Origin of the sequence: Pseudomonas sp. Root569 (genome assembly GCF_001427465.1) — a bacterium.
In the GTDB taxonomy this organism is placed as follows: domain Bacteria; phylum Pseudomonadota; class Gammaproteobacteria; order Pseudomonadales; family Pseudomonadaceae; genus Aquipseudomonas; species Aquipseudomonas synxantha.
Genome location: NZ_LMGQ01000024.1, coordinates 287615 through 307797, shown reverse-complemented (window position 1 = coordinate 307797; position 20183 = coordinate 287615). Strand labels below are relative to the sequence as shown.

General features: G+C 62.7%; 24 protein-coding genes. 4 read left to right on the top strand and 20 right to left on the bottom strand.

Going from position 1 to position 20183, the window contains the following annotated elements; genetic code table 11:
- Window positions 1-17: 17 nt before the first annotated feature.
- The 19 genes from ASD70_RS18880 to ASD70_RS18790 are packed head-to-tail and all read right to left on the bottom strand — an operon-like array spanning window position 18 to window position 16910.
- Window positions 18-1244 carry a beta-ketoacyl-ACP synthase gene (locus ASD70_RS18880; RefSeq protein WP_056847149.1) on the bottom strand — a complete coding sequence of 409 codons (1227 nt, stop codon included), beginning with the start codon at window positions 1242-1244 and terminating at the stop codon, window positions 18-20.
- Window positions 1244-1972 carry a 3-oxoacyl-ACP reductase FabG gene (gene fabG / locus ASD70_RS18875; RefSeq protein WP_046070570.1) on the bottom strand — a complete coding sequence of 243 codons (729 nt, stop codon included), beginning with the start codon at window positions 1970-1972 and terminating at the stop codon, window positions 1244-1246. Before fabG ends, ASD70_RS18880 begins: the two co-directional genes overlap by 1 nt.
- Window positions 1969-2430 (bottom strand): ApeP family dehydratase, encoded by a 462-nt coding sequence (locus ASD70_RS18870; protein WP_046070571.1) that lies wholly within the window; start codon window positions 2428-2430, stop codon window positions 1969-1971. Before ASD70_RS18870 ends, fabG begins: the two co-directional genes overlap by 4 nt.
- Window positions 2427-3593, bottom strand: coding sequence for a beta-ketoacyl-[acyl-carrier-protein] synthase family protein (locus ASD70_RS18865; RefSeq protein WP_056847148.1), 1167 nt, complete (start codon window positions 3591-3593; stop codon window positions 2427-2429). Before ASD70_RS18865 ends, ASD70_RS18870 begins: the two co-directional genes overlap by 4 nt.
- The gene (locus tag ASD70_RS18860) at window positions 3590-4072 is read right to left on the bottom strand and encodes a hypothetical protein (RefSeq protein WP_046070573.1); all 483 of its coding nucleotides are present in this window, start codon (window positions 4070-4072) and stop codon (window positions 3590-3592) included. The genes ASD70_RS18865 and ASD70_RS18860 overlap by 4 nt, the downstream gene beginning before the upstream one ends.
- On the bottom strand, window positions 4069-4818 hold the full coding sequence (locus ASD70_RS18855; RefSeq protein WP_046070574.1) for a class I SAM-dependent methyltransferase: 750 nt from the start codon (window positions 4816-4818) through the stop codon (window positions 4069-4071). The genes ASD70_RS18860 and ASD70_RS18855 overlap by 4 nt, the downstream gene beginning before the upstream one ends.
- The gene (locus ASD70_RS18850) at window positions 4815-6062 is read right to left on the bottom strand and encodes an NAD(P)/FAD-dependent oxidoreductase (RefSeq protein ID WP_046070575.1); all 1248 of its coding nucleotides are present in this window, start codon (window positions 6060-6062) and stop codon (window positions 4815-4817) included. The genes ASD70_RS18855 and ASD70_RS18850 overlap by 4 nt, the downstream gene beginning before the upstream one ends.
- Before the next feature lie 33 nt (window positions 6063-6095).
- Window positions 6096-8426: an MMPL family transporter gene (locus ASD70_RS18845; RefSeq protein WP_056847147.1), complete on the bottom strand. Its 2331-nt coding sequence runs from the start codon at window positions 8424-8426 to the stop codon at window positions 6096-6098.
- Window positions 8398-9048 (bottom strand): outer membrane lipoprotein carrier protein LolA, encoded by a 651-nt coding sequence (locus ASD70_RS18840; protein ID WP_056847146.1) that lies wholly within the window; start codon window positions 9046-9048, stop codon window positions 8398-8400. Before ASD70_RS18840 ends, ASD70_RS18845 begins: the two co-directional genes overlap by 29 nt.
- Before the next feature lie 29 nt (window positions 9049-9077).
- The gene (locus ASD70_RS18835; protein WP_046070578.1) at window positions 9078-9503 is read right to left on the bottom strand and encodes an acyl-CoA thioesterase; all 426 of its coding nucleotides are present in this window, start codon (window positions 9501-9503) and stop codon (window positions 9078-9080) included.
- Window positions 9496-11037: an HAL/PAL/TAL family ammonia-lyase gene (locus ASD70_RS18830; protein ID WP_046070579.1), complete on the bottom strand. Its 1542-nt coding sequence runs from the start codon at window positions 11035-11037 to the stop codon at window positions 9496-9498. The genes ASD70_RS18835 and ASD70_RS18830 overlap by 8 nt, the downstream gene beginning before the upstream one ends.
- On the bottom strand, window positions 11021-11956 hold the full coding sequence (locus tag ASD70_RS18825) for an LpxL/LpxP family acyltransferase (RefSeq protein WP_056847145.1): 936 nt from the start codon (window positions 11954-11956) through the stop codon (window positions 11021-11023). Before ASD70_RS18825 ends, ASD70_RS18830 begins: the two co-directional genes overlap by 17 nt.
- Window positions 11953-12687 (bottom strand): glycosyltransferase family 2 protein, encoded by a 735-nt coding sequence (locus ASD70_RS18820; RefSeq protein WP_056847144.1) that lies wholly within the window; start codon window positions 12685-12687, stop codon window positions 11953-11955. The genes ASD70_RS18825 and ASD70_RS18820 overlap by 4 nt, the downstream gene beginning before the upstream one ends.
- On the bottom strand, window positions 12680-14350 hold the full coding sequence (locus ASD70_RS18815) for an acyl-CoA synthetase family protein (RefSeq protein ID WP_046070582.1): 1671 nt from the start codon (window positions 14348-14350) through the stop codon (window positions 12680-12682). The genes ASD70_RS18820 and ASD70_RS18815 overlap by 8 nt, the downstream gene beginning before the upstream one ends.
- Entirely contained in the window at window positions 14347-14892 is a 546-nt protein-coding gene (locus tag ASD70_RS18810) for a membrane protein (RefSeq protein ID WP_046070583.1), read from the bottom strand. Before ASD70_RS18810 ends, ASD70_RS18815 begins: the two co-directional genes overlap by 4 nt.
- Window positions 14889-15143, bottom strand: coding sequence for an acyl carrier protein (locus ASD70_RS18805; protein WP_003209389.1), 255 nt, complete (start codon window positions 15141-15143; stop codon window positions 14889-14891). The genes ASD70_RS18810 and ASD70_RS18805 overlap by 4 nt, the downstream gene beginning before the upstream one ends.
- 9 nt (window positions 15144-15152) lie before the next feature.
- Window positions 15153-15422 (bottom strand): phosphopantetheine-binding protein, encoded by a 270-nt coding sequence (locus ASD70_RS18800; protein WP_046070584.1) that lies wholly within the window; start codon window positions 15420-15422, stop codon window positions 15153-15155.
- Window positions 15400-16212, bottom strand: a complete 813-nt coding sequence (locus ASD70_RS18795; RefSeq protein ID WP_056847143.1) for a lysophospholipid acyltransferase family protein — start codon at window positions 16210-16212, stop codon at window positions 15400-15402. The genes ASD70_RS18800 and ASD70_RS18795 overlap by 23 nt, the downstream gene beginning before the upstream one ends.
- Window positions 16188-16910, bottom strand: coding sequence for a beta-ketoacyl synthase chain length factor (locus tag ASD70_RS18790; RefSeq protein WP_056847142.1), 723 nt, complete (start codon window positions 16908-16910; stop codon window positions 16188-16190). The genes ASD70_RS18795 and ASD70_RS18790 overlap by 25 nt, the downstream gene beginning before the upstream one ends.
- Before the next feature lie 337 nt (window positions 16911-17247).
- Between ASD70_RS18790 and ASD70_RS18785 the strand changes: the two genes are divergently transcribed.
- A complete protein-coding gene (locus ASD70_RS18785; RefSeq protein WP_056847141.1) occupies window positions 17248-18018 on the top strand; it encodes a ParA family protein in 771 nt (256 codons plus the stop codon).
- Between the two features lie 457 nt (window positions 18019-18475).
- A complete protein-coding gene (locus tag ASD70_RS18780; RefSeq protein ID WP_056847140.1) occupies window positions 18476-18697 on the top strand; it encodes a DUF6124 family protein in 222 nt (73 codons plus the stop codon).
- A gap of 130 nt (window positions 18698-18827) precedes the next feature.
- Here the strand turns inward: ASD70_RS18780 and trxC are convergent, their stop codons facing one another.
- Window positions 18828-19262 (bottom strand): thioredoxin TrxC, encoded by a 435-nt coding sequence (trxC, locus tag ASD70_RS18775; RefSeq protein WP_056847139.1) that lies wholly within the window; start codon window positions 19260-19262, stop codon window positions 18828-18830.
- A 222-nt stretch (window positions 19263-19484) separates the two neighbouring features.
- Between trxC and ASD70_RS18770 the strand changes: the two genes are divergently transcribed.
- Window positions 19485-19781, top strand: a complete 297-nt coding sequence (locus ASD70_RS18770; RefSeq protein ID WP_043047206.1) for a type II toxin-antitoxin system HigB family toxin — start codon at window positions 19485-19487, stop codon at window positions 19779-19781.
- Window positions 19778-20179: a helix-turn-helix domain-containing protein gene (locus ASD70_RS18765; RefSeq protein WP_046070589.1), complete on the top strand. Its 402-nt coding sequence runs from the start codon at window positions 19778-19780 to the stop codon at window positions 20177-20179. Before ASD70_RS18770 ends, ASD70_RS18765 begins: the two co-directional genes overlap by 4 nt.
- Window positions 20180-20183 lie beyond the last annotated feature (4 nt).

The window sequence follows — 20183 nt, the reverse complement described above, 5'->3', positions numbered from 1 at the left end:
CTCCAATCGATTAAAAGTCAGGACCAGCGGCGGAAGATCAACGAGGTGTTGACGCCGCCGAAGGCGAAGTTGTTGTTCATCACGTAGTCGTTGTGCATCTGCCGAAAGCCACCTTGCAGGTAGTCCAGTTCGCCGCATTGCGGGTCGACCGAATCCAGGTTGAAGGTGTGCACGTACTCGTCGCGGTTCATCATTTCGATGCTGAACCACGACTCCAGCGCGCCGCAGGCACCCAGGGTGTGGCCCAGGAAGCTCTTCTGCGAGCTGATCGGCATACGACTGCCGAACAGGCTGCTGGTGGCCAGGGTTTCGGCGATGTCGCCTTGGTCGGTGGCGGTGCCATGGCCGTTGACGTAGCCAATGGCGGACGGTTCAAGCCCGGCATCTTCCAGCGCCAGTTCCATGGCGCGGCGCATGGTTTTCTGCTCCGGGCGGGTGGTGTGCTGGCCGTCCGCGTTGCTGCCAAAACCAACCAGCTCGGCGTGGATGTGCGCACCCCGCGCCAGGGCATGTTCCAGCTCCTCGAGCACCAGCATGCCGCCGCCTTCGCCGATCACCAGGCCATCGCGGCCGCTGTCGTATGGGCGTGGGCTGGTTTGCGGTGCGTCGTTCTTCAGGCTGGTGGCGTAGAGCGCATCGAACACCATGGCTTCGGTGGGGCAGAGCTCTTCGGCGCCACCGGCGAGCATCAAGGGCAGCCGCCCGAACTTGATCGCCTCGTAGGCGTAGCCGATGCCCTGGCTGCCGCTGGTGCAGGCGCTGGACGTGGGGATCAAACGCCCGGTGAGGCCAAAGAAGATGCTGATATTCGCCGCCGTGGTGTGGGGCATCATGCGCACATAGGAGTTGGCGTTGAGCCCTTCGGCCACCGAGTTGAGCAGCATATTGCCGAAGGCCTTGATCTCATCGGTGCTGCCGGTGGACGAGCCACAGGCCACGCCCATGCGCCCGTCCTTGATCGACTCGTCACCGAGCAGACCGGCGTCGTGCAACGCCTGTTCCGCCGCCCACACTGCCAGGCGCGAGACGCGGCCCATGCTGCGCAGCTGCTTGCGGGTCCAGTGGGCGGGCACGACGAAATCATCGATGGGCCCGGCCAAGCGCGTGTTCAATTCGGTAAAGCGGTCCCACTCATCCATGCGTCGGATGCCGCTGCGGTTGGCGCGAAAGTTGGCGGCAATGGTCTCCCAGTCGCTGCCCAGGGAGGTCATGCCGGCCATGCCGGTGACGACGACGCGCTTCATCAGCACAGGCCTCCGTTCACGGCCAGCACCTGGCGCGTGATATAGCCGGCTTCGGCCGACATTAGGAAATTCACCGCGCCGGCGACTTCTTCCGGGGTGCCCATGCGTTGCGCGGGGATCATTTTCATCAGTTCTTCGACGGGGACGTTTTCATCCAGCATCGCCGTGTCGATCAACCCGGGTGCCACGCAGTTGACGGTGATCTTGCGCTTGCCCAACTCGATGGCCAATGCTTTGGCCGCGCCAATCAGCCCGGCTTTTGAAGCGCTGTAGTTGACCTGGCCGCGGTTGCCGATCAACCCGGAGACCGACGTGATACACACGATGCGCCCGGCGGCGCGGCGGCGGATCATCGGCATCATTACCGGGTGCAGCACGTTGTAGAAACCATCAAGGTTGGTGCGCATCACCACGTCCCAGTCGTCTTCCGACAGCGCCGGGAACGCGCCGTCGCGGGTCAGGCCGGCATTGAGCACCACGCCGTAGTAGGCGCCATGTTGCTCCACATCGGCTTCAAGGATGGCCTTGCAACTGGCACGGTCGGACACGTCGAATTGCAGCACCCGCGCCTTGCGCCCCAGGGTCTCGATCTCGACCTGCACGGCGTCGGCTTCGGCGCGACCACTGCGGCAATGCAGCACGATGTCATGGCCGGCCTGGGCCAGGCGCAGGGCAATGGCGCGGCCGATGCCACGGCTGGAGCCGGTGACCAGTACGGGTTCAGTCATGGCGTTTGGTCCTTCGATTCATCTAGATAGTTGGCCGCCTGGGGCGGTCGAAATACGTTCAAGCGTGCGCTGGCCTGGATGCCGTCGCCGGTGAGGTGGCATTCGAACACACCCATGCCGTTGTCGTCTTCCAGGGAGCGCAAGCCATGGATATTCAACTCGGCGCCGGCGGGAAAGTGCTCCACGTTGCACTCGAATTTACGCGTGCCCAACAGGAAGCCCAGCTCTACCGCCTGGCCTTGCTGGCGCGCACGGCAGCCGGCATAGGCGGCGACGCTTTGCGCCATCAACTCCAGGCCGACCCAGGCCGGCAGGCTGCCGTCAGGGCGGTTGAACAGGCCGCCGGGCTTGACGGTGACGCGGGTGCGCACCTGCTCTTCATCGAACGACAGCACCTGGTCGATCAGGATCATGTCGCCGGCATGGGGTAGTAGTTCGGCAAGTGGCCAATCGATCATGGGGCCTCTGCAATTATCAGGCTGACGTTGTTGCCGCCGAAGGCAAACGAGTTGCTCATCAGGCAGGTTTTTTTCAAGGTGTCGCCGCTGCGTGTCCATTGCAAGGCGGGCAGCGCCGGATCCGCTTGGCCATCCCATACGTGGGGCGGCAGCAAGCCGTGGCCCAGGCTAAGCCAACAGAACGCCGCTTCCAGCGCTCCGGCAGCGCCGAGGGTGTGACCGGTCATGGGTTTGGTCGACGAGCAGGCTACGCCATCGGGGAACAGGCTGGCGACCGCCAGGCTTTCCATGGCGTCGTTGTGTTGGGTGGCGGTGCCGTGCAGGTTCAGGTAGCCGATCTGCTCGGGAGCCAGTTTTGCCTTGGCCAGGGCCTTGCGCATCGCTTGCAACGCGCCCTTGCCGCTGGGCTCCGGCGCGGAGATATGATGGGCATCGCAACTGGCGCCGCTGCCCAGCAAGGCGATCGGGGCTGGCTCGCGGCTCATCAGGAACAGCACCGCCGCTTCACCGATATTAATGCCGTTGCGGTTCACCGAGAACGGATTGCAGCGCTCGCTGGAGACGGCCTCCAGTGCGGTGAAACCGTTCAGCGTCAGCTTGCACAGGCTGTCCACGCCGCCGCAGATCACTGCATCGCAGATGCCAAGATCCAGCAGGCGCTGGGCACTCATCAGTGCTCGGGCGCTGGAGGTGCAGGCGGTAGAAATCACATAGGCCGGGCCGCTCACTTGCAGCCAGTCGGCGAGGAAATTCGCCGGGGCGCTGAGTTCCTGTTGCTGGTAGTCGTAGTCGGCGGGGAACTGCTGGTCGCGCAGGTAGTGGGCAATGCCACGGCTGGCTTCGTCGATGCCTGAGGTGCTGGTGCCGAGCACAATGCCGACCCGCGAAGGCCCATAGGTTTGGATTGCCTGGCGCAGCTGAGCTTCGATCTGCAACGCCGCTTCCAACAGCAACTGGTTATTGCGGCTGCTCTGTTGGCCCAGCGTCACCGGCAGGGGCGCCAGCTCGCCGTGCACGGCCGCCACCGGTACCACGCGCTCTGGCACCCAGCCGCTTTCGGCGCGCATGCCCGAGCAGTCGCCGGCAAACAGCTTGCGGCTGACTTCGGCCTGGCCGCGGCCAAGGGCGCAGATCACGCCAAGGGCGTTGAGGTAAGCGGTCATCGTTTGAGGCCCAGCGGAGTAATGCGATAACGCAACGGCTGGCCCGCCATGTTCACGCTGAACACCTCGGAGGACTGATAGACGATCTGCCAATGGCCCGGCAGCGTACGCGTCAGGTCCATGGCCTGGGCGTGCGGATACAGCGCCGGCACTTCATCGGCCGAGGTCAGGGCAAACAGCAGCGCGGCAAACAGCTCCCGGGCCTGGGGGTTGGGTGGCAGCAAGCCGTCGGCCTGCCACTGCCCATCCACCAGTTTTTGCCGGGCCAGCGGAATGCCCAATGGGTCCATCATCGACCAGCGAATCGCGCTGCCTTCACTCTGGATCACCAGCAGCCAATCCTGGCTCTGGCCGTCCGCCAGGCGTTGCACGTGCAGTTGCATCGGCAAGGCCAGGGTTGGGGTTCTTTGCGGCAGCGGTGCCTGGCTGGCACAGGCGCTCAGCAGCAACACGCAACCGATCAACAGCAGGCGCATCATGGGGCAGCATTCTCCAAAGGTTTACGCGCTACGCAGTTGACCAGGGTTTCCTCGCGCTGGCCTGCCGGCGGCGCCTTGCGCAGGCCCCAGCGCTCCAGCAGGCCGAAGTCGCTGGAGCGGCTCCACCACAGGTAGGGGTACGAGACATTCTGCGAGTCAAATTCAAAACCCTGCTCGCGAAGCATCTCCAGGTATTGCTCGGCGCTTTTCTGCACATGCATCGGGTGGCGGAACAGCCAGCGAATCACCCAGGTGTCGATATAGGCTTCGGTGGATTCGGCAAACAGCAGATAACCGCCCGGCTTGAGTACCCGATAAAACTCCTTGAGTGCGCGATGTTGTTCCACCAGGTGATGGAAGGTCTGGTGGCAGAACAGGATGTCGACGCTGGCGTCCGGTACTTTCAGGGTGGCGCAGTCGCTGCCGATCAACTCGACAGCCATGCCCTGGCGCTCGGCTTCTTCGCGGCTCAGTTCGAGGCTGTGGGGGTCAGCATCCAGGCCGATCAGGCGTGAGGGCGCAAACACCTCCTGCAGCAACCGGAAGGATTTACCCTGGCCGCAACCGGCGTCGAGCAATACCGGCGCCAACGGCAGCGGCTCGCTGAACAGGCTGCGCAGATCGTTGATCGCCACCCGCAACACGTGATGCTGCCAGGTATGGCTGCGCAGGAACCAGAAGCCGAACCTGGTTTCTTCGACGTAATTCTTGCTCAGGTAGTTTTTTCCAACGGCAGGACTGCTCATACCGCTTCACTCGCACAGATATCCGACAACATCCGCAACCGCCGCTTCGGCTCGCTGACAAAGGGGTTGCGCTCATCCCAGGCGTAGCCAGCCAGGATCGAGCTGATCATGCGGCGAATCTCAGGCGAGCTGCCGGGATGGAAAATCACGTCTTGGAACGTGCCGGCATACCAGCCTTCGACGTAGCAACGGAAAGTGTCGACCCCTCGTTTCAAGGGCTCGGCGAATTCGCGTTGCCAGTCGACGGTCTCGCCGTTGAGCTGACGGTGCAGCACCCCTGCGGCCATGCTCGCCGAACGCATGGCGATGGTCACGCCGGAAGAAAACACCGGGTCGAGGAATTCCGCCGCATTGCCCAGCAGCGCAAAGCCCGGCCCGTGCAGGGTTTTGACGTTGGCCGAGTAACCGCCGATGCTGCGCGCCGGGGTGTCCCATACGGCATTGTTGAGCACGCCGGATAAGCTTGGCGTTTCGTCGATGAAGCTGCGCAGGCAGGCGTCGAGGTCGCTGTCGCGGCCATCGAAATGCTCCTTGGCCGCGACCACGCCTACTGAGCAACGGCCATTGCTGAACGGGATGGTCCAGAACCAGATATCGCGCTGGGTCGGATGGGTAGTGACGAGGATCTTGGTGCGATCAAAGCCTGGGTGTTCGATACGGTCTTCGACGTGTGTGAACACGGCCTGGCGCAGCGGAAAGTTCGAAGGTGCTTCAAGGTCCAGCAGACGCGGCAGCACGCGGCCATAGCCGCTGGCGTCGAGCATGAACTTGGCCTTGATGTGGTACTCGCTGCCGTTCTGTCGGCGCACATGCAGGTAGCGGCACTCGCCGGAGAAATCCACGCCGACAATGGTTTGGCCATAGCGGATGTCCACGCCCTGCAACGCCGCCTGATCGGCCAGCAATTTGTCGAACTCGCCGCGTTGCACTTGGTAAGTGGTGGGCTTGCCGTTGCTGAACGTGTCACCAAAATCAAATGCACTGTAGCGCTCGCCCCAGGCGAAGGCAGCGCCGGTTTTTACCTGGAAGCCCGCCGCTTGCACGGCGTCGAGCATGCCCGCTTCTTCGATAAAATCGATGCAATGCGAGAGCAGGCTTTCGCCAATCGAGAAACGTGGGAAGTGCTCGCGCTCGATGATCAACACATCATGCCCTTTGCGCTTTAGCAGCGCGGCCGCGATGGCCCCGGATGGTCCGGCACCGATCACCACCACCTGGCGACGTTCCATTTCAACTATGGGCACGAGGGCTCCTTGCCGCATGGGCGATAATCGCATTCATAAGGTGTGTTTCTGCTGCCCGGCCCAGGGCGCCAGCATAAAGCTGAACGCCAGGCCGAGGCTGACCGACAGGCCGAAATTACTCACCGCCGGTGTACTAGAGACTGCCAGCAGGCCAAACGACAACCAAGTCGTCAGTGCTGCCAGCAGCGTCCCCAACAGGCTGACGGCCGGGCCGCCGATCTGCTCGCGCATCAAAATCGCATAGTCAACGCTGATGGCCGTCACCAGCAACAGGCCGAACAGGCTGAAAAGGGTCAGTGGCTGGCCCAGCCAGCCGAGGCTGGCCAGGCTGCACAGCGCGGCCAGCAGCGGCAGGGCGACGATACGCAAGGCACCGCCAAAACCAAAGGGCGCAATCAGCAACAGCACGATCAGCACGCAAGACATCAACTTTAACTCGGCGGCGCTGATTTGCGTGTCGGCAAACACCCGGTTCAAGTCGCCCAGGCGATCGACCAATTGCACACCGGGCAAGTCCAGCGCCTGCACCCGCAGTAGCGCCGGGTTGTTCAAGCCTTGCAGGCTGACCATGGCCGCGACGCCGCCGTCTACCGGGCCGAGCCACAGCGTGCGCCAGGGTTCGGCCAGCGGCCCTTGCAATGCTGCGTCGATGTCGGTGATGGGCAGCGCCTGCAACTGCGCGATTTCAGCTTGCAGGGCGCTGGCGGGCACACCCAGGTCCAGCAGCGGCTGCCAGTGTTGCGGCAGTTTGTTCAGCGCGTCCCGCAGTTGTTGCTGTTCGTCCGCCAGGCTCACCAGCTGATTGAGCGCCAGGTAACCCTCGAGCTTGTCCATATTCACTAACTGATCCAGGCGTTTGCCCAGGGCGGCTTGGCGTTCCAGCAACTGTTGCTGATTGTCGGCCCGCACCAGGAAAAACTGGCTGGTGGGCTGGAACCCGGTGATGCGCGCTACGGCCTGGGCTTCCTGGAGCAATTGCGGCGGCGCGCCGATCCATTGGCGGATATCGTTCTTGCTGTTCAGTTGCCACAGGCCCGCGGCGCAGAACAACAGCACCCACACCAGCAGCACCGAACTGGGGACGTGCTTGATCAGTGCAGCCCGCATTTGCCACAGCGTCTGGGCGATATGCAGCGGCCATTGGGCCGGGCGCAGTTCCACGCCCTTGAGCAGCGCCGGCAACAGGCACACGGCGCACAAATAAGCTCCCACCAACCCGGCGGCGGAGAACACGGCGATTTGTGTCAGCGCCGGGAACGGCGTCCAGGCCAGTGCCAGGTAGCCGATGCAACTGGTGGCCAGGCTCAGGCTCAGCCCCGGCAGGGTCAGGCGCAAGGCCGGCCAACTGCGCCAGGGTTGCAGGCTCCAGCTTTTCGACAGGTAGTGCAGTGGGTAATCCACCGCCACGCCGATCAGGCTGGAGCCCAGCACCAGGGTCATCACATGCATATGCCCGAACAGCGCCACGCAGGCCACCGCGCCAAACAGCATGCCCACCAGTACCGGCACAAACGCCAGCAATACGCGCCAGCGTCGGAATGCCAGCAGCAGCAATAGCAGGATGCCGACGGTCGCACCGCCGCCGACCCAGGTGATTTCCCGGCTGGCCTGTTGTTGCCCATTGGCGGCGTAGAGCAGACCGCTGGCCGCGAGCAACTGCGCGCCTTGCTCGCCAGCTTGTGCGCGACTGGCCTGAAGCAGATCCGCCACTTGCAGCGGCAATTTCATATCGAAGGCATTGCCGGTGGTGCGCGCCCGCAGGAGCACCCAGCTTTTGCCGTCGGCGTCGGCGATCAAGGCGCCGCTGCCGATATCCAGTTGCACCGAGCCGTGTTGCGGCTGGCTGTTCTGGATACGCCCGGTCAGGCCCAGCCAGTCGTCCTGGCTCGGCACCAGGCTGAAGCCGGTGAACGGGTCGAACAGCGCTTGCACCCGTTGCTGGATGAAGGCGTCGGGTTGCTCAATCAGTTGCTCGCGGTCCTTGGCCGAGAGCATCGACAAGCGCCCGCGCAGCAGTTGCTCGCGCAGTGCTGGCAGGTCGGCTTGCAGGTTCCACTGCACTTTTTCAAACAAGCCGCTGGCCTGCCAGCGCTCGCCCAATTGTTGTGCCATGGCCAGCGCTTGCTGGCGGTCGGCATGCCCCACCAGCACCAGCATTTCGCGGTTGAGCGGCTCCTGCATGCGCTGTTCGGCTTGCTGTTCAAGGGCGTCCGGCGTGCTGCCGGGCACCAGCTCCATCAGGTTGGCCGACAACGGCGCGCCATGGCGCCACTGCCAGCCGGCCAGGGCCAGTACGGCCACCAGCAGGATCAGGAACAGGCGCGGCAGCAGGCGCTCACTGGGCAAAGTCGTGTTGCTCCCCATCGCTCAGGGGCTGGCTGGCCGTGCTGTCCTGCATGCGCAGCACGGTGCTGTCGCCCTGGGTTTCCAGCAGTTCGATTGTGTGCACCAGCTCGCCGCCGTCGATATTGATCCGGGTGAACACTTGCTTGAGCAGCAGCGAGCGCGGGATCAGGGTGAGCTTCCATTGCTGGGCCTGGCCTTGCAGTTGCAGTTCGAAGTCACGCTGCAAGCCACTGCTGTCGCCCTGCAGCACGGCGAGGAACAGGCGATTCTGCTCGGCGCCGGCGCTCTTGTTCGGCAGCGGTTGCCAGCCGTTGGCGTCACGCCTGGCAATGCCTTGGCCTGTGATGCGGTAGTCCTGTTGCAGTGGGGTCTTGAGCAGCCATAACAAGCCGTGGTCCTTGGCGAGCACGAAGGTGCCTTTGCTGACCAGCGGCTGGGGCAGGGCACGCAGGTGTTTTTCCTGGGTGAAGCTGCCGTGGATGACGGCGGGTTTTGCAAGCTGATCGCTCAACTGCTGCAAGTCGAAAGCCTGGGCATTGAAGCTCAGCAACAACGCGACCCCTGTAGGAGCGAGCTTGCTCGCGAAAAACCTGAGGGCGCTGCGCAGTGTCAGTTGGCGCGCGTTATCGTTAACGTCCATCGCGGGCAAGCCCACTCCCACAGGGGATCTCATTTCAAGGCTCTCTCTACGGCGTCGGTGAATACTCTGGGCGAGGCAAGTTGCATCTCGCGGTTGGCGATTTGCACCGCCACCTGCACGGTGCTGGCGCGGGTCAAACGCTCGCCGCTGGCCAGGTCAGTGATCAGGTAATTGACCTTCAAACGGTTCTCCCACTCCACCAGGCTGGCGCGCACATTGAGGGTTTGGCCGAAAGTGGCGCCACGTACATAGCGTAGCTGCATGTCGATCACCGGCCAGGCGTAGCCGGACTCCAGCATGGCCGTGTAGTTATGGCCGATCTTGTCCAGCAACGCACAGCGCGCCACTTCCAGGTACTTCACGTAATGCCCGTGCCACACCACGTTCATGGTGTCGATATCGAAAAACGGCACGAGGATTTCAGTGTCGCTGTGCAACACGCCGGGGCTACGCATGCAGCCTCCAATGTTGCTCGGCGATGCGTTGCAGGCACAGGCGCAGTTCGCCTTCCAGGGCGCGGTCTTCGATGACTGGCGGGAAGTCCTTGGCCAGCTCTGCATGCATCGCGGCCAATGCCGGTGGCAGCGGTCGTGCATCCTCGGCCTGGGCGCGCAGCCACACGCCCTGGTTGGCGGCGAGCAGGGTAGCGGCGGCGACCTGTTCGGTCAGCTCCAGCACACGGATGGCGTCGCGGGCGGCGATGGTGCCCATGCTGACCTTGTCTTGGTTGTGGCACTCGGTAGAGCGTGAGAACACGCTGGCCGGCATGGTGTTTTTCAAGGCTTCGGCGGTCCAGGCGCTGGTGCCGATCTGCACGGCCTTGAAGCCGTGGTTGATCATCGCGCGGTCTTCGGGGGCGCCCGACAGGTTGCTTGGCAGGCCATGGTTGTAACGCACGTCCACCAGCAGCGCGAGCTGGCGGTCGAGCAGGTCGGCGACGTTGGCCACCAGGGTCTTGAGGCTGTCCATGGCGAAGGCGATATGCCCGCCGTAGAAGTGCCCGCCGTGCAGCACGCGTTCTGCTTCGGCGTCGATGATTGGGTTGTCGTTGGCGCTGTTGAGCTCGATCTCGATAAATGAGCGCAGCCAGTTCAGGCTGTCGGCCAGCACACCGAGGACATGAGGGGCGCAGCGCAAGGAGTAGCGATCCTGCAAGCGATGCAGCGGCGCCGTCGGCGCATCAATCGCCAGGTCGTTGCGCAGCCAAGCGGCGACTTGCATCTGGCCTGGGTGTGGCTTGGCGGCGAACAGGCGCTCGTCGAAGTGCTCCGGGTTGCCTTGCAGCGCCACCACATTCAGCGCGGTGATGCGCGTGGCCAGGTGCAGCAGGTAGTCGGCGCGGGCGAAGGCCAGGCAAGCAATGCCGGTCATTACCGCGGTGCCGTTCATTAACGCCAGGGCTTCCTTGGGCCGCAATACCAGCGGCTCCCAGCCCAGTTCGCGATGCACTTCGGCCGCCTGGCGACGTTCGCCTCGGAACAGCACTTCACGTTCGCCGGACAAGGTCGCGGCCACGTAGGACAGCGGCGTCAGATCACCGCTGGCGCCCACCGAACCTTCTTCCGGGATCAGCGGCAACACATCGTGTTCGAGGAATCCATGCAGGCGCTCCAGCAGTTCCACGCGTACCCCGGACACGCCGTGACACAGCGACTGCAAACGCGCCGCCAGTACCGCCCGGGTCGCCTGGGCATCGAGCAACTTGCCCAACCCGCACCCATGAAAGGTGTACAGATGACGGGGCAGCGCCTCGACATGTTCCAGCGGCACCGCCACCACGCAGGAGTCGCCGTAGCCGGTGGTCACGCCGTAGATCACGCCTTCCTTGTCCAGCAACGAGTCGAGGAACTGCGCGCCTTTGGCGATGCGCTGGCGATAGGCAGCGTCATCCTGCAACTGCGTGGGCGCCTGACGGTTGGCCAGGGCCAGCACGTCTTCGATGCGCAAAGGGCGTTCGCCAAAGGTTACCGGCTCAAGATGCGTCGTCATCGGTCTTCCAGAAAGGGTAAAAGTTGAACCATTGTTGGGGCGCTTGCAGGCAAAACTGGCCCAGGCGTGCGGCGTAGCGTGCGGTCCACTCGGCAATCACTTGCTCGCGGGTGCTGCGCTTCCATTCGATCAACGGCGCGAAAGGCTCGATGGTCAGGCGATAGCGGCCTTGGTGTTTGAGGCACATCAGCAGGTTCACCGGGCATTTGAGCAGGCCGGCCAGCAGCCATGGGCCTTGGGGGAAGGCGGCGGCATGGCCGAGGAAGTCCACGCGCACCGTGCGCCCGCCGTGCAGCGGTATGCGGTCGCCGGCAATCGCCAGCCACTCGCCGTCGTCCAGGCGCTGGCTGAGCAGCAGCATGGTGGCCGGGTCCAGTTCGCTGACCTGGATCAGGCGCAAATGGGTGGCGCCGGCTTCGCCCAACAGGCGGTTGAAACGCTCGGCGTGCTTGGTGTGCACCAGCACGTTCATGGTCACCTGCTCACCGATCTCCGCGAGGGCGCGGCACACTTCGAGGTTGCCCAGGTGCGCGCCCACCAGCATCTGTCCGCGTTCGCCGCGCAGTTGCCCGCGCAATTGCGCCGGGTCGTCGATGTCGATCTGCTCCAGGCTTAGCTTGCCGTTCCACACATCGAGCTTGTCCAGCAGCGAATCGGCGAAGGCCATGAACTGGCCGAAGACTTTCCTGTGGGTGGGATGCAGCTCATTGCGCCCACTCCATTCGGCCAGGCGCTGCTGGTATTGCCAGGCGCTCTGGCGGGCGGTGCGGCCGAACAGGAAGAAGTAAAAAACGATGCTGTACAGCAACGGGCTCAACAGTCGACGACCAAGGATTTTTGCCGCGACCGCCGTGAATTTCATCAGCCAGAAGCTGCCACGTTCCTCGCGGTCGGCCCAGTGCTTGGTACTGTCGCTCATGCCTGCCACCGTCGCCACAGGATCATCGGCGCACGCACCAACATGCCGAAGAACAAGCGCGTGTGCATGGCGCTGATGCGAACGTTGTCGCGGAACAGGCGAAAGTGCGATAAGCCGTCGGCCGGGTAGTGCACCTGGGTCGGCAGCCAGCGCATCGGTTGGTTGCGCCAGGCCAGGCGCACCAGGATGTCCGAGTCGAAATCCATGTACGTGCCGATATAAGCCGAGTCCATCAAGGTCAGGGTCGGCGCCAGCGGGTACACGCGAAAGCCGCACATCGAGTCGCGGATCTGCAGCGACAGGGTGTTGATCCACACCCACACGTGGGTCAGGTAGCGCGCATACAAGCGGCCTTTGGGTACGCTGTCGTCGTATTCGGGGTAGCCGCATATCACCGCGTTGGGATGCCGGCGGGAGGTGTCGATAAAGGTTTCGACTTCACGCAAGTCGTGCTGGCCGTCGGCATCCACTTGCAGGGCGTGGGTGTAGCCCAGGCGCGCCGCCTCGCGGAAACCGGCCATGACCGCGCCGCCTTTGCCCTGGTTGCTGGGCAGGGTCAGCAGGGTGACGTTGTCCAGGGTCGCCAGTTGCGCCAGCACCGCCGCGCAGGCCGGGCTGCTGCCATCGTCGACCAGCAGGCAGGGCAGGCCGCTGTCGAGCAGACTGCGGACCACAGCAGGTACGGCGGTTTCATGGTTGTAGACCGGGATCAGGGCGCAGGGGTTATGCATGGGCGGCTTCCAGCTGTATGCGGCCACTGGAACAGGCCGCGACGCCGTTGCGGTAGGCGAAGTACAGCTTGCGGCGTTCCCGGTCATAGCGCAGGTGCAGTTCGATACGGTCGCCTGGGCGCACCAGTTGCTGGAACTTGAGTACTTCCATGCCGGCGAATGTGCTCGGCAAATCGAGCAGTTGCTGGCCCAGATTGAACGCCCATTCCACCTGCACCACGCCTGGCAGCACGGGCGTTACCGGGAAGTGACCGCTGAAATAGGCCAGGTCCGGCGGGACGCTCAGTTGCACGGTCCATTCGCCATCGGCTTCGACCTGCTCCAGCACTTCGGGGGCTTTTGGCCGGGGAGCCAGCAGAAGTGCTTCGATGTCGGCCTGGGGCAGCTTGCCCTGGCTGTTCAGCGGCAATTGGCGCAGCAACCGCCAGCGCCGGGGCAGGGCCAGGGCTTCGCAGTGTTGGCCCAGGTGCTGGCGCAGGGTTTGGGTGAGCGTGCGCCGGCCCTGGTTGCGCAGGGCATGCAGGCCAGCCGCGCTGAGTACCACCAGGGCGCCGAGGGAGGCGCGGTTTTCCTGCACCACGCCCAGGCGGGTTTCCGCAACCCAGGGGTGGGTCATAAGCGCTTGTTCCAGCATCGGCAGGGAGATGCGTTTTTCTTCCAGCTTGACGATGCGGTCCAGGCGGCCCAGCAATTCGAAACGGCCATCGGCATGGATGCGCGCGGCGTCGGCGGTCTGCTCCACATGCCCTTCGGGCAGGTATTTTGAGGCGATGCGCAGCGCGCCGTCGGCATCCTGGCTCAGTTGCACATCGGCAAACGGCTGCCAGGGCTGCGCGCCCTGGCGCCAGGCGATGCCGCCGGTTTCCGAGCTGCCGAGAATTTCCGTCGGCCATTGCTGCAAGCGGTCGTATAGGCTGCCCGCGGCTTCAACCGGCAAAGCACCGCCGGAGGAAAACACTCGTGCTACTTGGCTCAGCGCCGGCCAGTCGAGGTTGTCGCCCATGCGCTTGAGCAGCGCCGGGCTGGCGACCCAGGCAAATCGGGGGTGCTCGCGGCTGGCACGCTGCATGTCCTCGGGGAACGCCAGTTGCTTGCGCACAAAGGGGCGGCCGGCGCACAGCGGCCACAACACGCGAAACAGCAAGCCGTAGATGTGCTGGGTAGCGACGCTGCCGATGACGCAGGCGTCTTTGAGGTCCGCGCCCCACAGGGCTTCCAGCGCCTCGACTTCATTGGCCAGTTGGCGCAGGGATTTGTCGATGCGCTTGGGCTCGCCGCTGGAGCCGGAGGTACACAGGCTCAATTGGCAACTGTCCAGATCAAGCACCGCAGGGCTCAGTGGCGCCTGGTACAGCGCCTCGAGGTCAGTGGCTTCTGTCAGCCAGGCGTCGACGGCAGGATCCCAGCGATGGCGGGTCTGGGGCTGCAGGTCGGCCGGCAGCAGCACGCTGGCACCGGCGCGCCAGGCGCCCAGCAAGGCAATCGCCAGGACGCCGGCGTCTTCCAGGTACACGGCCAGGCGCTGGATGCCACGCGCCTGCAGGCCGGCCGCCAGGCGCAGTGACGCTTCCCACAGTTGGGCGTGGTTCATGTCAGGCTCGGTGGTGACCCAGCGCTGTTGCAGCGGCTCGAGCAACAAGTGCTCAAGTTTCAACCCATTCATACGCGGCCTCGAACCCTTTGTCGTACCAGCCATTCCACGGCAAACAACAGCGCCATCAGCCCGTAGGCGATCAAGCCGTTGTACAACGTCCACCAGCTCAGCGGCGCCCACAGCGTGAGTGCGGCGGCGAGCAGGCCATTACACAGAAAAAATGCACTCCACACCACGGTGACCTGGCGGGTGTACACGATTGCCTTCGGCGGCAGTTGCGGGTCAGTCATGCGCGCCAGGCGCTCGACCATCGGCGGGCCGTATTTCAGGCTCAGGCCGAACAGCGCCAGCATGAACGCGCTGACCAGGCTCGGGTACCAGCGCAACCACTGCGGGTTATCGAACCAGGCCAGCAGCAGGCAGAACAGGATCACCGTCGCCGCCATCCAGCGGCTGCCCGGGCGCCGCGCAGCCGTCAGGGCGCGCAGCAGCCACAAGCTGCCCAGCAGCAAGCCGAACTGCCACGGTGCAAAGTGCTCGGTGCCGTAATACACGGCGAAGGGATACAGCAGCCCCGCCAACAACAGGCCAAGGCCGATCAGCCGGCTCATGCGGCAGGCTGGACCAGACGGTACACCGCCTCAACCACGTCGTTCACCGTGCGTACGGCCTTGAACTCTTCAGCGGCGATCTTCTTGCCGGTCTGGCGCTTGATGTGGTCGATCAGGTCCACGGCGTCGATGCTGTCGATTTCCAGGTCCTGATACAGGTTGGCGTCAAGGGTGACGCGTTCAGGTTCCAGCTCAAACAGTTCCACCAAGGCGTCGCGCAGGGTGTTGAAAATATCGTCACGAGTTTGCATGGTACGGTCTCAAGCTGCCTGTCGGGCCGTGACAAACGCCGCAAGGCTGGCCACGTTGGTGAAATGATTGCGGGTGTCCTTGGCGTCGGCATCGATCTTGATACCGTAGGTTTTCTGGATCGCCAGGCCCAATTCCAGGGCGTCGACCGAGTCCAGGCCCAGGCCTTCGCCGAACAGGGGCTGATCGCTGCCAATATCGTCGGCGCTGATGTCTTCCAGGCCCAGGGCCTCGATGATCAGCTCTTTTATCTCGTGCTCAAGGCGGTGTTGGTCGCTCATCTTCGGCGAGCTCCTTAATGAAATAGTGATGCAGGTAATCGTTGAGCTTGCGTGAAGCCTGGGGCGCGGGGCCGAGCGCGGCAAACGCTTGTGGTTCTATATCGGCCCCCACGCGCAAACTGAAGTGGAATCGACGTTTGGGAATGCGATACCAGGGTTCGGCCTTGGTCAGGGTCGTGGGGCTGACCTTGATCACCACCGGGGTGATGATTGTCGCACCGCGCAGGGCAATGGCTGCGCCACCGCGATGAAAGGCAGGCGCCGCGCCGGGCGTGGTGCGGGTGCCTTCGGGAAAGATGATCAGGGTCTGGCCGGCGCGCAGGGCGTCGGCAGCCGCATCGAGCATGTCGGCGCTGCCGTCGTTGCTGATATAGCCGGCATCGCGCACCGGCCCGCGGGTGAACGGGTTCTGGAACAGGCTCTGCTTGACCACGCAGTTGGTCTGGCGCATGAGGCCGATCAGGAACACCACGTCGATCAGCGACGGGTGGTTGGCGACGATCATTTGCCCGGGGCGCCCGAGCTTGTCGGCGCCCTCGACACTGAAAGTGAGGATGCCCAGGGATTTCATCATGCGGATGAAGAACCAGAACAGGCAACTGATGGTGTGGCGTGCGCGCCGCTGGTGCTGCGTGGCGTCGCCCGGCAGGCAATTAAGCAGCGGAAACACCAGCAAACGCAGGCACAACCCGCCCACGCCGAACAGGAAAAAGCTCGCGGCGGTGGCGAACAGGCGCCAGTGGTAGGCGTCCCGAGGCTTGTCGGTCAGGGCTTGCGTTGCCAGTTCCATACGCGGTTCTTCCAGGCATGTTGGCAGGCGCCCTGTTCGGTCAACAGGGTGCGCAGCAGGTTCAGGGCATGGGGCCACTGGGCGGTGGTGGTGGGTTGGACAGTGGCGCTGGTAAGTTCCAACTGCCACTCGTCGCCCGGGGTCAGCAACAGGCCGAGGGCGTAGGGGAACGGCACGTCATCGATCCAACCGGCGTAGGCTTCGGGCGGCTGTTCTTCGGTGATCACCAGCAGCACCGCCGGGGCGCCTTCATTGAATAGCGCGGCGGCTTCGAGCAGGCCATGCTCCAGGCCATCGCCTGCGGCGGCGAGGGCGGTCATTTCACTGGTTTCATTGCGCAGGATCGACCACAGGCCAATCACTGCGTTGTGCACCGACAGGCTGAATTGGGTCGGTGACAGGGGCTGATCGTTGGCCAGGTCGCTGAGGATATCGAGGGTGCGCGGGGTTTCGCCGTGCCGGGAGATAAACACCAGGGGCAAATCCTGCAAACCCTCGGCCAATGGCCAGCCCACACTGAAGGCCATGCGCGCCAGGCGACTGAGGCGGCGGCGTTGCATCGCTGGCAAAAATGACACATCCGGCGAGTCTTCACAGACAGGCAGCAACACCGGGGCCCGGCACCAGCCGTGCCAGTCGTCCGCGGTCTCCAGGCCAGGAGCCCAGGCGCGCCATTGGGCGATGTTGAAGTTGATCACTGAGAAGATATCCCGCCCCTGCGGGCTTCCATGTGCGGCCGGTAGCCCCGAATACCGGGATAGGCAGCGATGGCCGAATGGCGCGCATTATCCCGGTGCCGTGGGGTTCTAGCAAACTTTGGTAAAGAATTGTTCAAGTCTGATTACAAATTAGTGGGCAGGAATGACAGATTGTCCCTTACTCAGGCGCGACTTGGATTGTCGGACCGTTCCTATCCATTTGTGCGTGATGTACTAAGGCTTACTGGTAATGCAGCAGTGCATGGATGAACGAGGTAGCTAACGGGCGCTTTTGCGCTCTACACTCGGGCATTCATTGATACACGGAGGTTTTTCCATGCGGCGCGTGGTGTTCAATCAGAAAGGCGGGGTTGGCAAGTCCAGCATCGCCTGCAACCTGGCGGCGGTCAGCGCCAGCGAAGGTTACCGGACCCTGTTGGTGGACCTCGATGCACAAGCCAACTCGACCCAATACCTCACCGGCTTGACCGGCGACGATATTCCCATGGGAATTGCCGACTTTTTCAAGCAAACCCTATCTTCCGGACCGTTTTCCAAGAAGAACAAGGTGGATATCTACGAAACGCCGTTCGACAACCTGCACGTGATCACCGCCACCGCCGAGCTGGCAGACCTGCAGCCCAAGCTCGAAGCCAAACACAAGATCAACAAGCTGCGAAAGCTGCTGGATGAGTTGAGTGAGGATTACGACCGCATTTACCTCGATACGCCACCCGCGTTGAACTTCTATGCGGTTTCTGCGCTGATTGCGGCTGATCGTGTGCTGATCCCCTTCGATTGCGACAGCTTTTCGCGCCAGGCCCTGTACGGCCTGCTGAGGGAAATCGAAGAATTGAAGGACGACCACAACGAAGGCCTTGAAGTGGAAGGCATTGTGGTCAATCAGTTCCAGGCCCGGGCCAGCCTGCCGCAGCAGATGCTGGATGAGTTGATCGCCGAGGGCCTGCCGGTGTTGCCGGTGTACCTGGCCAGTTCGGTGCGCATGCGCGAGTCGCACCAGGAGAGCAAGCCACTGATCCACCTGGACCCCAGGCACAAGCTGACCCAGCAGTTTGTGGAATTGCACAATCTGCTGGAAAACGCCTGATCTCAAGTGCCACACAGATCCAATGTGGGATGGGGCTTGCTCCCGATGGCGGTGTGTCAGTCACCTTATAAGTTGACTGGCCTACTGCTATCGGGAGCAAGCCCCCTCCCACATTTGGATGGTATTCCAATGAATCGTCCCACAGAGGCTGTAGGACCGGTCTGGCAATAAGGCTTGTGCCTTGTAACCTTGCCTACAGGTACGCCAGAATCCGCCGGCTTGTGCGTCTGGATGGGCGTCTCTAAGGTTTGCCGGTCGCTGAATGTTCAGTGATCGGGTTTAGTAGCCCGTGGTGAGACGTACGGCAATTCGTCGATCAGGAGCGTCCTGAACTTGATGGTGGCTGTACGGAGGGCGCTTTCGAGCGCGCCGGTTGCGTCTCCCCGGTCTACTAACCTGCGTACAGCTGCCACCCTTAGTAGCGGCAGGTTGCGGCTCCCTTACTCGGAGACGATTCATGGTTAACCTTTATACCGTTACACCCAACCTCCCCACCGAAACTCTCGTGCTCAACAGCTACGAAACCTTCTCCTCCGTGCGCACGCTATTACTCAACTTGTCCAACGACCTCACTGGCGAACATCGCGATGTGGCGCTTGCGATTCACCAATTAAGTGAACTGGGCGTCATGCTGGTCGGCCAGATGATGGACCGAGAAGCCCCACTGCCCCAAAGCTGAAACACGGTCAAAAATGTGGGAGGGGGCTTGCCCCCGATAGCGGTGTGTCAGCCAATCCATGTGGTGACTGACACACTGCATCGGGGGCAAGCCCCCTCCCACACTGTCCGGTGTTGTGCTGATGATCTGGTTATACGCCCTGGCTACGCAACCAGCTCATCAACTGCGGCAACGGGAATGCCCCACTCTGGCGCGCCACTTCGCGTCCGTTCTTGAACAGAATCAAACTGGGAATCGAACGAATCTCCAACTGCGCCGACAGCTGCTGATTGGCCTCGCTGTCCAGCTTCGCCAACCGGCACTTACCTTCCAGCTGCCCGGCGGCCTGCTCGAATACCGGCGCAAACGACTTGCACGGCCCACACCAAGCCGCCCACACATCCACCAGCAACGGCAAATCGCCCTTGATCTGGCTGGCATAGTCGCCTTGTTTCAATTCAAAGGGCTTGCTCAACAACACCGGCTGCTTGCAACGCCCGCATTTGGGCGCATCACCCAGGCGTTCGCCGGGGATGCGGTTGAGGCCGTTGCAATGAGGGCAGGGGATTACAAGTGGTTCGGACATCGGAGGCTCCTGGAGTCTGGCCAATAGATGTATTTGGTGCCGGGAGTGGGGTTTATCAAGGTTAGATACAGCGACTTATTCGCTCACATTTTCGCCCGCTCCGGGATGATTCGTGTAGCTAGGCTTTTTGTTGTGCGCCACCGGTCTGTTTGCGGCTATAGCAAATTGCGATAGTTCGAATTCAGGTTTAACCTTCATAGCAAGATGCGATAAGGACGTTGCATGCGAGTCATCAGTGAAAGCAGGATCTGGGAAGCAAAGGGAAAATGGCCGCGCTCGGCAACGGCTCTGGATCAGTGGTATCGCGTGATCAAGCGCAACGCCCCCAAGGACTTTGCTGCGATGAAAGCCATGTTTCCAGCCACGGACAAGGTAGGTGAATTTCATGTGTTTGATATTGGCGGTAACAAGCTGAGGTTGATTGCGTCGGTGCAGTATCGAATGCAGCGCGTTTACATCAAGCACCTGCTTGACCATCGCGATTATGAGAAGGACAAATGGAAGGAAAAAATCAGATGAGCGCACTTATGCGAGTGGCGGCAGAGCACTGGCAATTCGTTTCGCCTGTGCTGCGCAAGCCGGAAAACGAGGCAGACTACGACGCACTGGTGTGCGGTTTGGATGAGTTGTTGAGCCTGGTGGGTGAAGACGAGGACAGCCCGCTGATGAGCCTGGTCGACATTCTGAGCGACTGGATCGAAGCTTATGATCGCGAGCATCGCCCAATGCCCGTCGCCAGCGGGGTCGATGTGCTGCGCTACATGATGCGCGAGCACAACCTCACCCAGAGCGACCTTCCGGGGGTTGGGGCGCAATCAGTCGTCTCTGAGGTATTGAGCGGAAAACGCCAGCTCAACGTGCGCCAGATTCGTTGGCTGGCCGAGCGTTTTGGGGTGTCTGTGGAGACCTTTATCTAAGAGG

What these genes read in the sequence shown, in the direction of transcription:
- ASD70_RS18780 (WP_056847140.1), top strand. Translation starts at nt 18,476, where the DNA reads ATGGTTAACCTTTATACCGTTACACCCAACCTCCCCACCGAAACTCTC.
- ASD70_RS18840 (WP_056847146.1), bottom strand. Translation starts at nt 9,048, where the DNA reads ATGGACGTTAACGATAACGCGCGCCAACTGACACTGCGCAGCGCCCTC.
- ASD70_RS18820 (WP_056847144.1), bottom strand. Translation starts at nt 12,687, where the DNA reads ATGCATAACCCCTGCGCCCTGATCCCGGTCTACAACCATGAAACCGCC.
- ASD70_RS18860 (WP_046070573.1), bottom strand. Translation starts at nt 4,072, where the DNA reads ATGATGCGCCTGCTGTTGATCGGTTGCGTGTTGCTGCTGAGCGCCTGT.
- ASD70_RS18870 (WP_046070571.1), bottom strand. Translation starts at nt 2,430, where the DNA reads ATGATCGATTGGCCACTTGCCGAACTACTACCCCATGCCGGCGACATG.
- ASD70_RS18845 (WP_056847147.1), bottom strand. Translation starts at nt 8,426, where the DNA reads ATGGGGAGCAACACGACTTTGCCCAGTGAGCGCCTGCTGCCGCGCCTG.
- ASD70_RS18815 (WP_046070582.1), bottom strand. Translation starts at nt 14,350, where the DNA reads ATGAATGGGTTGAAACTTGAGCACTTGTTGCTCGAGCCGCTGCAACAG.
- ASD70_RS18810 (WP_046070583.1), bottom strand. Translation starts at nt 14,892, where the DNA reads ATGAGCCGGCTGATCGGCCTTGGCCTGTTGTTGGCGGGGCTGCTGTAT.
- ASD70_RS18800 (WP_046070584.1), bottom strand. Translation starts at nt 15,422, where the DNA reads ATGAGCGACCAACACCGCCTTGAGCACGAGATAAAAGAGCTGATCATC.
- ASD70_RS18880 (WP_056847149.1), bottom strand. Translation starts at nt 1,244, where the DNA reads ATGAAGCGCGTCGTCGTCACCGGCATGGCCGGCATGACCTCCCTGGGC.
- ASD70_RS18830 (WP_046070579.1), bottom strand. Translation starts at nt 11,037, where the DNA reads ATGACGACGCATCTTGAGCCGGTAACCTTTGGCGAACGCCCTTTGCGC.
- ASD70_RS18795 (WP_056847143.1), bottom strand. Translation starts at nt 16,212, where the DNA reads ATGGAACTGGCAACGCAAGCCCTGACCGACAAGCCTCGGGACGCCTAC.
- trxC (WP_056847139.1), bottom strand. Translation starts at nt 19,262, where the DNA reads ATGTCCGAACCACTTGTAATCCCCTGCCCTCATTGCAACGGCCTCAAC.
- ASD70_RS18785 (WP_056847141.1), top strand. Translation starts at nt 17,248, where the DNA reads ATGCGGCGCGTGGTGTTCAATCAGAAAGGCGGGGTTGGCAAGTCCAGC.
- ASD70_RS18805 (WP_003209389.1), bottom strand. Translation starts at nt 15,143, where the DNA reads ATGCAAACTCGTGACGATATTTTCAACACCCTGCGCGACGCCTTGGTG.
- ASD70_RS18770 (WP_043047206.1), top strand. Translation starts at nt 19,485, where the DNA reads ATGCGAGTCATCAGTGAAAGCAGGATCTGGGAAGCAAAGGGAAAATGG.
- ASD70_RS18865 (WP_056847148.1), bottom strand. Translation starts at nt 3,593, where the DNA reads ATGACCGCTTACCTCAACGCCCTTGGCGTGATCTGCGCCCTTGGCCGC.
- ASD70_RS18825 (WP_056847145.1), bottom strand. Translation starts at nt 11,956, where the DNA reads ATGAGCGACAGTACCAAGCACTGGGCCGACCGCGAGGAACGTGGCAGC.
- fabG (WP_046070570.1), bottom strand. Translation starts at nt 1,972, where the DNA reads ATGACTGAACCCGTACTGGTCACCGGCTCCAGCCGTGGCATCGGCCGC.
- ASD70_RS18765 (WP_046070589.1), top strand. Translation starts at nt 19,778, where the DNA reads ATGAGCGCACTTATGCGAGTGGCGGCAGAGCACTGGCAATTCGTTTCG.
- ASD70_RS18835 (WP_046070578.1), bottom strand. Translation starts at nt 9,503, where the DNA reads ATGCGTAGCCCCGGCGTGTTGCACAGCGACACTGAAATCCTCGTGCCG.
- ASD70_RS18855 (WP_046070574.1), bottom strand. Translation starts at nt 4,818, where the DNA reads ATGAGCAGTCCTGCCGTTGGAAAAAACTACCTGAGCAAGAATTACGTC.